The sequence below is a fragment of the Demequina salsinemoris genome, assembly GCF_000974805.1.
Classification (GTDB): domain Bacteria; phylum Actinomycetota; class Actinomycetes; order Actinomycetales; family Demequinaceae; genus Demequina; species Demequina salsinemoris.
Map to the genome: position 1 here is coordinate 652,659 of NZ_BBQZ01000002.1, position 14,360 is coordinate 667,018.

Here is a 14,360-nt window from a genome sequence, read left to right on the forward strand (position 1 = left end):
AGTTGTCGCGACGCCTGCCAGCGCCGCGCTCAGCTCGAGGTCTGGCCGTGGCCGAGAGCCTTGAGCGCCCCGCCGGCCACGAGGGACACGACGGCGACGGCTGTTCCGATCCACACGAGGGACATCACGGGGATCCCGATGCCGAGCGCGACGATGAGGGCCGCGACCGTCAGTCCCACGTTCGTGACCCACGCCGCGAGCGTGCGGCCGTGGTTGTGCGGGGCTGCCTCGGGCAGGTCCTGGGGGCTGAGCTTCACGCTGCTCGACACTTCATGCTCCTTCGTGAGGATCCGGGGGTGACGTCAGTCTAGCCACGCCCGCGCGCGGAAAGGCGGGAGGCGAGCGACACGGCGCGGATCATCGCCGCGGCCTTGCTCCTGGTCTCGGCCGCCTCCGTGGTCGGCACCGAGTCGGCGACGATGCCCGCACCCGCCTGGATGTAGGCGACGGAGTCCTTGATCAGGGCGGTGCGGATCGCGATCGCGGTGTCGGTGTTGCCTGCGAAGTCGAAGTAGCCGACGGCGCCGCCGTAGAGCGCGCGGCGGGCCGGCTCGACCTCGTCGATCAGCGCGATCGCGCGCGGCTTGGGCGCTCCCGAGAGGGTTCCCGCGGGGAAGGTCGCCGTGAACGCGTCGAACGCCGTGTGCCCCTCCTCGAGCGTGCCGATGACCGTGGAGCACAGGTGCATGATGTGGCTGTAGCGGTTGAGCGCCATGAAGTCGGCCACCTCCACGGAGGTCGGCTCGCACACCTTCACCAGGTCGTTGCGCGCGAGGTCGACGAGCATGACGTGCTCGGCGATCTCCTTGGGATCGGCGCGCAGCTCCTCCTCGAGTCGCTTGTCCTCGTCGGGCGTCGCGCCGCGAGGTCGCGAGCCGGCGATCGGGAAGGTGGACACCGCGCCTCGCTCGACTCGCACGAGCGATTCGGGGCTCGAGCCCACCACCGCGAACGAGCGACCGTCGGCGTCCTCGAGCTGGAAGCAGTACATGTAGGGGCTCGGGTTCACGGTCCGCAGGACGCGGTACACGTCGAGCGGCGACGCCTCGCACGGCACGTCGAAGCGCTGCGAGGGCACGACCTGGAACACCTCGCCGTCGCGGATCGCCTCCTTGGCGAACTCGACCGTGTGCTCGTACTCGCCGAGCGCGGACCGCTGGCGCACCTCGGGCTCCGCGACGTCGCCGAGCCCCGAGACCTCGCCGCCGGGGGCCTCGGCGAGGGCCTTCTCCATCGCGTCGACCCTGGCCACCGCGTCGGCGTAGGCGGCCTCGATGCCGGAGGCCTGAGCGTCAGCGTTCACGGCGTTCGCGATGAGCCACACCGATCCGTCGAGGTGGTCGACGACCGCGATGTCCGTCGCGAGCAGCAGCAGGACGTCGGGGACGTCGATCTCCGCGGGTGCCTTCTTGGGAAGGGTCGGCTCCCACTGTCGGATGATGTCCCACCCGAGGACGCCGACCATCCCGCCCGTGAGCGGCGGGAGGCCGGGGATGGCCTCGGAGGCGAGCTCGGCGAGCACCTGCCGGATCGCGGTGAGCGGCGCCCCGCCTGTCAGCCCCACGGGGACGTCGCCGGTCCAGCGGGCCTCGTCGCCGTCGATCGTGAGCGCCGCGCGCGACCGCACCCCGATGAAGGAGAAGCGTCCGAGAGTGCCGTCCGGCTCGGCGGACTCGAGGATGAACGTGTTGGGGCGCGAGTCGGCGAGCGCCCGGTACACGGACACGGGGGTCGTGGAGTCGGCAAGGACGCGGCGCACCACCGGGACGACGCGGTGGCTGGCTCCGAGCTCCTTGAAGCGGTCGAGCGCGGGCCAGGTCTCGCCCCAGCTCACGGCCACGGGCGCGTCACTCACCGCTCGCCTCCAGGCCGTTCACGGCGCCGAGGTCGCCGCCGGTCAGGAAGCACGTGCGCTCGCCCGTGTGGCAGGCCGCTCCAACCTGGTCCACCTCGAGGAGGATCGCGTCGCCGTCGCAGTCGAGCGACGCGCGCACGACGCGTTGCGCGTGACCGGAGGTGTCGCCCTTGCGCCACAGCTCCTGACGCGAGCGGCTCCAGTACACCGCGCGACCCGAGGTGAGGGTCTCGTGGAGCGCCTCGTCGTTCATCCAGGCGACCATGAGGACCTCGCGCGTGTCGTGCTGCTGCACGACGGCGCACACCAGGCCGTCATCGTTGCGCTTGAGTCGGGACGCGATCGTGGGATCCAGAGGCATGCGCCCATCCTTCCACGACGGGACACGCAATCCGCCCAGCGGGAATGAGTCCCGTCAGCGCGTCTGCGCGACCCACGCGTCGTGCATGCGCGCGTAGACGCCGCCCTGCTTCACGAGCTCGGCGTGGGAGCCGAACTCCACGATCTCACCCGCCTCCATGACGGCGACCGCATCCGCGCGCTCCGAGGTGGACAGCCTGTGAGCGATCACGACCGACGTGCGACCCTGCATGAGCGCCTCGAGCGCGCGCGAGATGCGCACCTCGGTCGCGGGGTCGACCGCGGAGGTCGCCTCGTCGAGGATCAGCACGTCGGGATCGCGCAGGTAGGCGCGCGCGATCGCGACCAGCTGCCGCTCCCCCGTGCTGAGCAGCTCTCCGCGCGGACCCACGTGCGTGTCGAGACCGTGGGGCTGAGCCGCGAGCCACGCATCGAGCCCGAGCGACTCGAAGACCGCCAGCGCCTGCCTCTCGAGCTCCTCGGCCGGCACGCCCTCGGGAAGCGCGTACGCCAGGTTGCTGCGGATCGTGCCGTCGAACAGGAAGCCCTCCTGCGGGACGATCGCCACCGTGCGACGCAGATCGTGCATCGGCACGTCCCGCAGGTCCACTCCGCCCACCGCGATCGATCCCTGCGTGGGGTCGATGAAGCGCGCGAGGAGGCGCACGAGGGAGGTCTTGCCCGATCCCGTCTCGCCGACGAGCGCGATGCGCCGGCCCGCGGGCACGTCCAGGTCGATCCCCTTGAGGACCTCCGGACCGCTCGGGTACGTCAGCCGCACGCCGTTGATCCCCACACCGACGTTCCCTCGAGGCACGGGGGTGCCGTCCTCGCCGGGGTCGGCGACGGTCACCGGGGTGTCGACCAGCCCGATCACGCGGCGCCAGCCCACGAGGGCACGCTGCATCTCCGCGAGCATCTCGATGATCCAGCCGATCGGACCCGCGAACTGGTACACGAGGAAGGCGAACGCGACGACGGTGCCGACGCTGAGGTCGCCGTCGAGCGCGAGCCGCATGCCGACGATGAGCGCGAGGCCCGTCGCGATGGACTGCGACGCGGCGTTCGCCGAGAACAGGCCCGACGCGAGCCAGCCGGCGCGGGTGTCGTCGTCGATGATCTGCTTGTTGGGGCCCGCGAGGTCGTCGCGCATGTGCTGCTGGACGCCGTAGGACCGGATCGTCGAGATCCCGATCAGCTGCTCTCCCGTGAGGCCGAGCATGTCGGCGACGCCCGCCCTGACGCGAGCGAAGGCACGGATGATCGACGGCTGCATGAGCCTCACGACGATGAGCGTGGGGATGTAGCAGACGACCACGACGGCGGCCAGCTGCCACGCGTAGATCGCCATCACCACGAGCATGATGAGGGACTGGAAGGCCGCGGTGATCATCGCGGCTCCGGTCCACTGCATGAGGTTGCGCACCGTGTCGATGTCGCCGGTCACGCGCGAGACGTAGCCGCCGCGGCGATCGGCGTTCTGGGTCAGCACCGACAGGTCGTGGACCGTGTCGAAGCCCTTGATGCGCAGCGTGGCCATGCCCGTCTCCGCCTGGGAGACCATGCGGATCCTGACCACGCGGTTGATCATCGTGGAGATGATCAGCATCGCCGCTCCGATGGAGGACAGCGTGAGGGCGAACCTCACGTCGACGCCGCCTTCGGCGAGGAGTCCCTTGTCGGTGACCTGCTGCGTCACGAACGGCACCGCCATCATGCCCGCTGCGGCGAGCATCGCGAGCGACAGGGTCTTGCCGAGCCCGTCGCCGAGCTCGGGGCTCACCGCGAAGCCGCGCGCGAAGGTCTGCCTGATGGTCGTCGGCTCGCTCACAGCGCTCCCCCGATCTCGTCCGCGGCGCGTTCGGCGTCGCGCTGGTAGGCGAGCACGATGTCCTGATATCCCTCGTCCCGGGAGAAGAGCTCCTCGTGACTGCCCGAGTCGACCACTCGCCCCGAGTCCACATGGACGACGCTGTCCGCCATCATGATCGAGGCGAGGCGGTAGGCGACGAGCAGGACCGTCGGTGCGTCGTCCGACTCGGACAGCCCGGTGAGGATCTCGCGCTCGACCACGGGGTCCACGGCGGACGTCGCATCGTCCAGGATGAGCACGCGGGGGCGCCGCACGAGGGCGCGCGCGAGAGCGAGACGCTGGCGCTGCCCTCCCGAGAGGTTGGAGCCGCGCTCGTCCAGCATCGCGTCGAGCGGATCGTCTCCGGGAGCGACAAGATTCCGGATCACCTGATGCACGGACGCGCGGCGGAGCGCATCCCACACCGCCTCGTCGTCGAAGTCTCCGCCGAGGGTGACGTTCTCGCGGACCGTGCCCGCGAAGACGAACGCGGTCTGCGGGACCAGCGAGACGTGCTGCTCGAGGTTCTTCACGGCTGACAGCGGCACGCCGTCCAGCAGGATCTGACCGGTGGCGGGAAGCGTGAGACGCGAGGCGGCGAGCGCGATCGTCGACTTGCCGGATCCCGTCGGCCCCACGAGCGCCGTGACGGTGCCGGGGTGCAGCTCGATCGAAGCGCCCTCCACGAGGACGGTCAGCTCATCGTGGCCGTCATCGGCGCCGATCGACGCGCCGAGGAAGCTCACGGTGCCCGCTCCGCAGCCCTCGATCTCGATGTGCCCAGGCTCGTCCACCTCGCGAGCGGCCTCGACGATCTCGCCGACGCGCCGGAAGCACACGAGGGCCTGAGGCATCTGCCCCAGGATCCAGCCGATCCCTCGGATCGGCACGGCGAGCAGCGTCACGAAGTACATCGCGGACACGACGTCACCGACGGAGACGTAGCCCTCCGACGCGCGCCACGCGCCGACCGCCATGAGCGCGACGGCGCCGAGCGGCGCCATCAGGTCCATGAGCGGCTCGAACCAGGCACGTACGCGACCCACCCGGATGTCGGCCTCGGCGAGGCTGCGCGCGGCCTCGGCGAAGCGTCGTCCCTCCCGCTCCTCGACGCCGAGCGCCTTCACGACGGTGCCGCCGTCGAAGCTCTCGTGGGCGATCGTCGACACCCCGGCGCGGAGCGTCTGCCCTCGCCGCCACAGCGGCGTGATCATGCGCTCGAAGAAGAAGTTCACGACGAGGATCGCGGGGATGACCGCCATGCCGGTGATCGCGAGCCACGGGTCGGCGCGCCACATCTGCACGGCGGCGGCGATCATCATGACGACCGAGCCGACGGTGAACGCGAGCGGGTGGAGGGGGCCGGTCGTGAGGTCCGCGTCGGAGGACATGGCCGACAGGATCCGCCCGGACGACTGCGTGCGGTGCCACCCCATCGGGAGCCGCGCGAGCGACTCGGACAGCACATGGCGGTGTCGACCGCTCATGCGCGCCACGCCCGCGCGGGTCAGCGCCTGACGCACGGCCTGCGCGAGCGCGATGACGATGCCGATCGCGGCGAAAGCGCCGCCCGCGTAGAGGATCGCGACCATCGGGTCGTCCGTCATCTCGCCCCAGCGGCCGCCGAGCGGCTCCCCCGCCACGCCGGGCACCACGATCTGGTCGGTGATGTCACCCAGCAGGGTGCCGAACAGGATCGTCATGATCGAGAACACCGAGGCTGCCGCGATGGCGCCTCCGAAATACCAGGGACCCTGGCGGATCCCATGCCAAAGGAGCTGTCGCGACTGACGGACGAACGACCCGTCGAGCGTGTACTCCCCCGGCCTTGCTGGGCCGTTCACCTACCGGACCTCAATTCCCTTCGCACGCATGTGTTCCTTGACCTCACCGATGGAGAGCGTGCCGAAGTGGAACACGCTCGCCGCGAGCACCGCGTCGGCGCCCGCGTTGGCGGCCTCCACGAAGTGCTCGGCCGTTCCCGCTCCCCCCGAAGCGATCAACGGCACCGACACCACATTACGCGCCTCGCGGATCATCTCAAGGTCGAATCCGTCGGTCGTCCCGTCGGCATCCATCGAGTTCAGCAGGATCTCCCCCGCACCGAGCTCCTCGGCGCGCCGAATCCACTCGAGAGCGTCGATCCCGGTGCCGCGACGCCCGCCATGCGTGGTCACCTCGAAGCCCGACGTGGTCTCCGCCCCATCGCGGCATCGGCGCGCGTCTGCGGACAGGACGAGCACCTGATTGCCGAAGCGTCGGGCGATCTCCGTGATCAGCTCGGGACGCGCGATCGCCGCGGTGTTGACTCCCACCTTGTCCGCGCCGGCGCGCAGGAGCCGGTCCACATCCTCGGGCGCGCGCACGCCGCCGCCGACCGTGAGCGGGATGAACACCTGCTCGGCGGTGCGTCGCACCACGTCGTACGTGGTCTCGCGATTCCCGGACGATGCCGTGACGTCGAGGAACGTGAGCTCGTCGGCGCCGCTGTCGCCGTAGAGTCGCGCGAGCTCGACGGGGTCTCCGGCGTCGCGCAGGTTCTCGAAGTTCACGCCCTTGACCACGCGACCCGCGTCGACGTCGAGGCAAGGGATCACGCGCACTGACACGGTCATTCGGACTCCTGCGGGGTGAAGGCGTCGAGGATGTCGACGACGAGGACGACGGGGCCGGCGTCGGGATACGCGTACGTGGCCGGGGCGAGGATGAGCAGCTGCGAGCCGACGGTCTGGTCGAGCAGCCCCTCCTCGATCGCGGTGATCGAGTCGCCCGAGCCGACCTCGACCTCGAGCGGCGCGATCTCGTCGGGCCAGGAAGAGTCGAGCTCCTCGCCGTCCCAGTCCACCATGGTGAAGTTGACCTTCACGAAGTCGCCGTCACGCACCTGCGTCCCGGTGCCCTGGATGGTCGTGACCACCTGCAGGTCCGTCGGCTCATCGAGGTCCTTCGGGATCTTGACCGTGGGCGTGCCGTCGGAGGCGAGGGTGACCTTGGGCAGGTCGTCGCCGATGTCGACCTTGGTGCCGACCGCGCGGGTCGGCAGCACGTCGACGACGATCGCGATCGGGGGCTCCCCGTCCGGGTTGTCCTCGGGCGCGGGCGAGACATGGAGGATGCGGGCGCCCACGCGCACGCCGAGGAGGGCGTTGTAGAGGTCATCCCCGAGGAGCTCGGGAGCGAGCAGATACGACTGCGCGAAGCCGTCGTAGGTGTCGATGACCTCGGTGCCGTCCTCGAGCGAGACCCCGTACATGTCGAGCAGGAGCGGCTGCCCTGCCTCGAGGTGGTCCCCGTCGCCGTCCCACACGACCGAGGTCTCGGCGGTGTCCCACGCGAGCCCCTGCCGGAAGTCGATCGTGGGCGACTTGTCCGTCTCGTCGATGCCGACGGTCAGCGCCTCGATCGAGCCGCTCGGCGAGGCCGACGCGGACGTGTCCGGCGGACCGCTGACGCAGCCGGTGAGGACAAGCGACCCGGCCAGCGCGAGGGCAGCGAGGCGACGCATCAATTCACTCCTGGGGGTTGGACGGCCTGACAAGTGTACGGGCGAGGCGTCAGGAGACGACCGTCCCGAGCAGCATGTCGACGCGCTCGTCCTCGTACCGGAACGGATCCTTGAGCAGGACCGTCCTGCTCTCCTGCCCGGTGAACTTGAGGTGGACCCAGTCCACCGTGAAGTCGCGGCCCGAGGCGAGCGCCTCGCGCACGAACCTGCCTCGCAGATGCGCCCGCGTGGTGGTCGGCGCGACCGTCTTCGCGCGCTCGATCGCCTCGTCCGACACGATCGTGCGGATCAGCCCGTCGCGTTCCATGCGGTTCGCGAGCCCGCGGGTGGGCGACACGTCGTGGAACGCGAGCTCGAGCCGCGCGAGACGCGGGTCGTCGAGCGCGCAGCCCAGCCGGTCCTGATAGCGCTTCACGAGCTTCAGCTTGATGGCCCAGTCGAGCTCGGTGTCGATGCCCGAGTAGTCCTGCGTGCGCACCGCGTCGATCCCGCGCTGCCACAGGTCGAGGATGCGCTCGACCTCCTCGGTGCGCTCGATCAGCCCGTCCACGTGGGACACGACGGAGTCGAGGAACGACTGCTGGATCTCCACGGCCGTGAGGCGGCGGCCGTCGGCGAGCTCCACGGTCGCGGTGCCGCTGAGGTCGTGCGCGATGTCGCGGATGGCCTGCATCTCCTTGGCGAGCGCGAGCTCCGGCATCGGCACGCGGGCCTCGAGCAGGCGCAGCACGAGGTCGGTCGAGCCGATCTTGAGCAGCGTCGTGGGCTGAGCCATCGTCGAGTCGCCGACGATCACGTGCATGCGGCGGTACAGCTCGGCGTTGGCGTGCGGCTCGTCACGCGTGTTGATCATGGGACGCGACCGCGTGGTCGCGGAGCTCATGCCCTCCCACATGTGGTCCGCGCGCGGCGAGAAGCTGAAGTGCGCGCCCTCGGGGGTGCGGGTGATGCAGCCCGCGCCGGTGACGATCTGGCGGGTGACGAGGAACGGCAGCAGCCCACGGGCGAAGCCGGCGAAGTCGGCGCGGCGACGCAGGAGGTAGTTCTCGTGGCAGCCGTAGCTGTTGCCCGCCGAGTCGGTGTTGTTCTTGTAGAGGTGGATCTCGCCCTCGACCCCGGCCTCGCGCAGCCGCTGCTCGCCTTCGGCGACCAGGTCCTGGACGATGCGTTCCCCCGCCTTGTCGAGCGCGATCAGGTCCTCGATCGTGTCGCATTCGGCGGTCGCGTACTCGGGGTGCGCGCCCACGTCGATGTAGAGGCGTGAGCCGTTGGTGAGGAACACGTTGGAGGAGCGCCCCCACTGCACGACGGAGTGGAACAGGTGGCCGGCGACCTCCTCGGGCGTCACCGGTCGCGAGCCGGGGGCGACGACGTGCAGCCCGAACTCGGTCTCGAGCCCGAAGATCCGTCGGGAGTCCTCGACCTCGAGCGGCGGGGGTACCTCGGCGATCTGCATCGCGCGCGGGCGGGCGAGCCGACCGCGGGGCGGCCTACTCGCCGCCCTTCTGGACGAACGAGCGCACGAACTGCTCGGCGTTGGTCTGCAGCGAGCCGTCGATCTCCTCGAGCAGGTCGTCGAGCGCGTCGGTGGACGCCATCGTGGCGGGTGCCGGCGCGGGCTCGGGCGCGTCGTCCTCGTAGGGCTGACCGGAAGCGTTGACCTGAGGCATGCCGCCAGTCTATCCGTCGAGCAGGGAGTCCAGCAGTGCGTTGGTGGCCTCATGCGGGTCGTCCAGGTGGACCACCTCGAGGTTCCCGTGCCTGGTGTCCCTGTCGATCACGACCGTGGACCAGCCCGCGGCGTCGACGATCTCCCCGAGCCCGACGACCGCGGCTCCGCGCAGTCGCGCCCGGGTGTCGGACGGCGCCTGCGCGACCGCCTGCGCGACCTCGGCATCGGTGGTCAGCCGCTCGACCGCGCCGGCCTGCGCGAGCCGCCACGCGAGCCCGTCACCAAGCCTCGACCATTGGAGGTCCATGGCCGCGAGCCGCGCGTCGTCCCACGCCATCGGGACGCCCTGAGCGGCCTCGTGCTTCGCGCGCAGCCGCCCCATGAGCTGGAGCTTGGCGACCCACTCGACCTCGCGCGCGGCCTCCATGACGTCGCGGCCCAGGCGATCGAGGACGCCCTCCCAGCGCGCGACGATCTCGGCATCGGCCGCATCGTCCGCGTAGCTGCGCGCGATCTCGAGGAGCGCTCGCTGGATCTCGAGCGCGGTCGCCCTCTCACCCGAGCGCAGCGTCAGGCGCGCCGACAGCGACAGGTCGCGGGAGACGGTGCGCACATCCTCGACAGGCGTCGCGAGCTCGAGCTCCTCGAGCCTCTCGTCGCCGGCCTCGATCGCGGCGAGCACGAGGGACGTCGTGCCGAGCTTGAGCAGGTTCGGGACCTCGAGGCAGTTCGCGTCGCCGATGATGAGGTGGAGGCGACGCCAGCGACCCCGGGTCGCGTGCGGCTCGTCGCGCGAGTTCACGATGGGCCGCCTGAGCGTCGTCTCGAGAGCGACCTCGGTCTCCATGTAGTCGGCGCGCTGGGACATCTGGAAGCCCGCGGCGTCGCCGAAGGCGCCGAGCCCGACGCGCCCGGCGCCCGTGTAGACCTGGCGCGTCACGAGGTGCGGCGTCAGCGCGACCGCGAGCGCGTCGAAGTCGACGTCGCGCGGGATCAGGTAGTTCTCGTGGGTGCCGTAGCTCGCGCCCTTGCCGTCGACGTTGTTCTTGTACAGCGAGACGCGCTCTCCCTCGATCTCCTCGTAGCGCCTCGTGGCGGCCAGGACGATCGCGTCGCCTGCCGCGTCCCACCGCACCGCGTCGCGCGCCGTGCGGACCTCGGGGCCCGAGTACTCGGGGTGCGCGTGGTCCACGTAGAAGCGCGCGCCGTTCGGGAGCACGGCGTTGAGGTGCGCGGGGTCCTCCCACGAGCCGCGCCGACGGCGCAGGGTCACGCCGCGCGCGGCCTCGTCGTACTCGGGTGAGTCCGTGAGGAGGTCACCTGTCGCGTAGCGCCGCTCCCTGCGCATGCCGCGCTGATCCTGGAGCGGGTCCTCTCCCCCGTAGTCCCATCGCGCGGTGAGGCCGCCGAGGGCGTCCCTGCACGCGCTGACGAGCCTCGATGACAGCAGGATCGGGTTCGCGCCGGGGCGATCGGGGTCGGTGATGCCGTACTCGGTCTCCAGTCCGACGATGCGCACGTCAGCCGAGCTCCCGCGCCGCGACCGCGCGGGCCTCCACGATCTCCTGGTCGGCCGCGGCCTCGAGATGCGAGGTGGCGATGCCCTTCTCCCCTCCCGAGATGACCGCCTTGATCGCGGACGTCTTCGCGCGGTCGACGATGTTGCGCACCATCGCGCCGGAGGCGTGCTGGTCGATGTCGCCGTGGCTGAACAGACGCGTCACCGCGGCGGCGATCATGTCCTGAAGCGTCGCGTGCACGTCCCCGCCGTGCGCCTCGAGCTCGCCGGGAGCGAGCGGCAGCGCGTCGGTGAGGTACTTGGAGAAGATGTCGGCCGCGGAGCGCTCGTCGGGGCGCGAGATCGAGATCTTCACGTCGAGACGTCCGGGGCGCAGGATCGCGGGGTCGATCATGTCCTCGCGGTTGGAGGCGCCGATCACGATGACGTTGCTGAGCGCCTCGACGCCGTCGAGCTCGGTGAGGAGCTGCGGCACGATCGTCGTCTCCATGTCCGAGCTCACGCCCGAGCCACGGGCGCGGAACAGCGCGTCCATCTCGTCGAAGAAGACGACGACGGGGGCGCCCGAGTGCGCCTTCGCGCGCGCCCGCTCGAAGATCGTGCGGATGTACCGCTCGGTCTCGCCCACGTACTTGTTGAGAAGCTCGGGGCCCTTGACGGACAGGAAGTAGCTGCGGTCGGCGCCCACCGCGTCGGCGAGCGAGTGCGCGACGGCCTTGGCGATGAGCGTCTTGCCGCATCCCGGAGGGCCGTAGAGCAGCATGCCGCGCGGCGGCTGCAGGTGGTGCTCGCGGTAGAGCTCGGGGTGGACGATCGGGAGCTCGATCGCGTCGCGGATGCGCTCGATCTGCCCGGTGAGGCCGCCGATCGACGCGTAGTCGACGTCGGGGACCTCCTCGAGCAGCAGCGCCTCGACGCCCGTGCGCTCGACGCGCTCGGACGCGAAGCCGGTGCGCGGGTCGATGATCACGGTGTCGCCCTCGTGGACGCGCGCCCTGGCGTCGCCGCCGATCAGGACCGCGACGCGCTCGTCCTCGCCGCGCTGGACCACGAGGATGCGCTCGTCGTCGATGACCTCGCGGACGATCGCCGCCTGGCCCGTGCGCTCGGGCTCGGCCTTGCCCACGACGACGCTCATGCCGTTGAGGAGCACCTCGTCACCCGCGACGAGGGTCAGGTCCGCGCTCGGCAGGACCGCGACGCGCATGCGTCGTCCCTGCGACACGATGTCGGCGTGGCCGTCCACCCACTGGACGAAGGTCGCGAACGTCTGCGGGGGCATCGAGGCCTCCGCGAGCTTCTCGCGCATCTCCCCGAGCTGCTCGCGGGCGAGCTCGAGCAGCCGCTGGAGCTCGGCGTTGCGGCGCTCGAGCGCCGCCATGCGGTCCTGCGCGTCCACGACCATCAGTCCTCCTCGGCTGTGTCGACCGGGGCGGCCACAGCATCGTCCATGGCTCCGTCGGCGTCGGTCGGCGCCGCCTTCACCGCGTCACGCCGCACCTTGCGGATCTTCTTGTCCGACACGGCGCGCTCGCCGAGGTCCTCGGGCGTCCACTCCTCGTCGACCGGGTACGAGCCCTTCGCGGGACGGCGGTGGCGCAGGGGCGCCTCGACGCCGGGCGCCATGCGGCGCGCGGTCAGGAGGAAACCCGTGTGCCCGATCATCCTGTGGTCCGGTCGCACCGACAGCCCCTCGAGGTGCCACGTGCGCACGAGCGTCTCCCACGCCTGCGGCTCGGTGTAGCCGCCGTGCTCGCGCAGGTCCTCGGCGAGCCGGGACAGCTGGGTCGTGGTCGCGACGTAGGCGAGGAACAGGCCGCCGGGGGCGAGCGCCTCGGCCGCGGCCTCGATGTTCTCCCACGGGGCGAGCATGTCCAGGATGATGCGGTCCACGGTGCCGGGCTCGGTCACCTCGGCGATGCGGTCGGCGAAGTCGCCGATCTCGAGCCGCCACGCCGGGTGGGGTGCGCCGAAGAAGGACTCGACGTTGGCGCGCGCGATGTCCGCGAAGTCCTCGCGGCGCTCGATCGAGGTGAGGGAGCCCTGGTCCCCGACAGCCCGCAGGAGGGACATCGTGAGGGCGCCCGAGCCGACGCCCGCCTCGACGACGCGCGCGCCAGGGTAGATGTCCGCGTACTGGATGATCTGGCCGGCGTCCTTCGGGTAGACGACTGCGGCGCCGCGGGGCATCGACAGGACGAAGTCGCTCAGCAGGGGGCGCAGCGCGAGATACGCGGTGCCCGCGCTCGTCGACACGACCGTCCCCTCGGGCTGGCCGATCAGCTCGTCGTGCTGGAAGTGGCCGCGGTGGGTGTGGAACACCTTGCCGGCGCCCAGCACGATCGTGTGGTGCCGTCCCTTGGGGTCGGTGAGCTGCACGCGGTCGCCGTCGCGCAGCGGTCCACGGCGCTGGGGCGCGCCGACGGGCTCGGTGGTGTCAGGGGTCATGCCGCCAATCCTAGGCGGCGCTACCGGAGCGCGTTCATGGCGTCGAGGAGCCTGAGCACGCCGACCGGCTCCCCTTCACGCAGGACGACCCACGCGTCGGTCCTCCCCCACCATTCGCGCAGGCGCTCGACGAGGCGCTCGGCATCGTCCGTCAGCTCCACCGACGCCCCACGCGGCAGCGGCATCGCGACAGCGTCGAGGCCGGTCGAGGCGCGCCGCTCCGCGGGGACGCTGCGCGCGATCTCCACGCCGAACCTGCCGGCGGGGGCGCCATCCGCGGCGAGGACCACGACCTCGGTCGCGCCGTAGGAGTCCGCGGTCGCGAGCGCGTCGGCCACCGTCACGTCGTACGGCACGGGGGCTGCGGGCGACATGAGCGTGGCCGCGGTGACGCCGACGCGCCTGCCGACCGTCTGCGACTGCTTGAGGGCCGCCGAGGCCGCGGGCCACAGGATGCTGAACAGCAGCATCGCCCACACGAGCGTGAACAGGTCGGGCTGGCTGCCCTGGAGCAGCGGCGTGCCGATCGCCCACACGACCATGCCGATCGCGACGATGCGCCCGCCCCATGCGGCCACGAGCATGCCGGTATGCCGCTTGCCGGTCATCGCCCACACGAGCGCCTCGAGAACGCGTCCGCCGTCCATCGGGATGCCGGGCAGCGCGTTGAACGCTGCGAGCAGGAGGTTCGCGTATCCCGCCCAGGCCAGGAGCTGGCCGGGCAGGCCGGTCAGGAGGCCCAGCCCGCTCGCGCCGATCACCGCGAGGCCGAGGACGAGGTTCGCGGCGGGACCCGCAAGGGCGGTCAGACCCGCGACGGCCGGCGTGAGGTTCCTCGCGTCGAACGACGTGTGCCCGCCCCACAGCGTGAGCACGATCTCGTCGACGCGCCTGCCGAAGGCGCGGGCCGCGAGCGCGTGCGATGCCTCGTGCAGGAACACGGACACGAACAGGATCACCGCGAGCGACAGCCCCAGGATGAAGGTCCGGCTCGAGAGCTCGCCCGATCCGGAGGCGAACACGAACGCGAGGATCACGAGCATGACGAGCGTCGACGGCTGCATCACGATCCTGGCACCGACGAGGGTGCCGAGGGTGAATCCCTTGGTGGGGCGAGGCTGCGGGGACATGGGACCACCGTAGGCGGTC

At 71.0% G+C, this 14,360-nt stretch carries 13 protein-coding genes; all 13 read right to left on the reverse strand.

The window, feature by feature from the left end; genetic code table 11:
• Positions 1 to 29 precede the first annotated feature (29 nt).
• The 13 genes from AOP78_RS06580 to AOP78_RS06640 are packed head-to-tail and all read right to left on the reverse strand — an operon-like array spanning position 30 to position 14,341.
• Positions 30 to 269: an HGxxPAAW family protein gene (locus AOP78_RS06580; RefSeq protein ID WP_062202419.1), complete on the reverse strand. Its 240-nt coding sequence runs from the start codon at positions 267 to 269 to the stop codon at positions 30 to 32.
• Positions 270 to 307: 38 nt separating this feature from the next.
• A complete protein-coding gene (locus tag AOP78_RS06585; protein WP_062202421.1) occupies positions 308 to 1,855 on the reverse strand; it encodes an anthranilate synthase component I in 1,548 nt (515 codons plus the stop codon).
• Entirely contained in the window at positions 1,848 to 2,216 is a 369-nt protein-coding gene (gene hisI, locus AOP78_RS06590) for a phosphoribosyl-AMP cyclohydrolase (protein WP_062202424.1), read from the reverse strand. Before hisI ends, AOP78_RS06585 begins: the two co-directional genes overlap by 8 nt.
• A 54-nt stretch (positions 2,217 to 2,270) precedes the next feature.
• Positions 2,271 to 4,046: an ABC transporter ATP-binding protein gene (locus AOP78_RS06595; protein ID WP_062202426.1), complete on the reverse strand. Its 1,776-nt coding sequence runs from the start codon at positions 4,044 to 4,046 to the stop codon at positions 2,271 to 2,273.
• A complete protein-coding gene (locus AOP78_RS06600) occupies positions 4,043 to 5,911 on the reverse strand; it encodes an ABC transporter ATP-binding protein (protein ID WP_062202428.1) in 1,869 nt (622 codons plus the stop codon). The genes AOP78_RS06595 and AOP78_RS06600 overlap by 4 nt, the downstream gene beginning before the upstream one ends.
• Complete coding sequence (gene hisF, locus AOP78_RS06605; RefSeq protein WP_062202430.1) at positions 5,912 to 6,682, reverse strand: imidazole glycerol phosphate synthase subunit HisF; 771 nt, start codon at positions 6,680 to 6,682, stop codon at positions 5,912 to 5,914. It abuts the gene before it with no gap.
• Positions 6,679 to 7,572, reverse strand: a complete 894-nt coding sequence (locus tag AOP78_RS06610; RefSeq protein WP_062202432.1) for an FKBP-type peptidyl-prolyl cis-trans isomerase — start codon at positions 7,570 to 7,572, stop codon at positions 6,679 to 6,681. The genes hisF and AOP78_RS06610 overlap by 4 nt, the downstream gene beginning before the upstream one ends.
• Positions 7,573 to 7,621: 49 nt before the next feature.
• Positions 7,622 to 9,028 (reverse strand): Pup--protein ligase, encoded by a 1,407-nt coding sequence (pafA, locus tag AOP78_RS06615; protein WP_062202434.1) that lies wholly within the window; start codon positions 9,026 to 9,028, stop codon positions 7,622 to 7,624.
• 34 nt (positions 9,029 to 9,062) lie between these two features.
• The gene (locus AOP78_RS06620) at positions 9,063 to 9,242 is read right to left on the reverse strand and encodes a ubiquitin-like protein Pup (protein WP_062202436.1); all 180 of its coding nucleotides are present in this window, start codon (positions 9,240 to 9,242) and stop codon (positions 9,063 to 9,065) included.
• Positions 9,243 to 9,251: 9 nt separating this feature from the next.
• The gene (gene dop, locus AOP78_RS06625; RefSeq protein WP_062202438.1) at positions 9,252 to 10,763 is read right to left on the reverse strand and encodes a depupylase/deamidase Dop; all 1,512 of its coding nucleotides are present in this window, start codon (positions 10,761 to 10,763) and stop codon (positions 9,252 to 9,254) included.
• A gap of 1 nt (position 10,764) precedes the next feature.
• Positions 10,765 to 12,168, reverse strand: coding sequence for a proteasome ATPase (gene arc, locus AOP78_RS06630; RefSeq protein ID WP_062202440.1), 1,404 nt, complete (start codon positions 12,166 to 12,168; stop codon positions 10,765 to 10,767).
• Positions 12,168 to 13,211 carry a tRNA (adenine-N1)-methyltransferase gene (locus AOP78_RS06635; RefSeq protein WP_062202442.1) on the reverse strand — a complete coding sequence of 348 codons (1,044 nt, stop codon included), beginning with the start codon at positions 13,209 to 13,211 and terminating at the stop codon, positions 12,168 to 12,170. The genes arc and AOP78_RS06635 overlap by 1 nt, the downstream gene beginning before the upstream one ends.
• A 20-nt stretch (positions 13,212 to 13,231) precedes the next feature.
• Entirely contained in the window at positions 13,232 to 14,341 is a 1,110-nt protein-coding gene (locus AOP78_RS06640; RefSeq protein WP_062202444.1) for a site-2 protease family protein, read from the reverse strand.
• Positions 14,342 to 14,360: the final 19 nt, after the last annotated feature.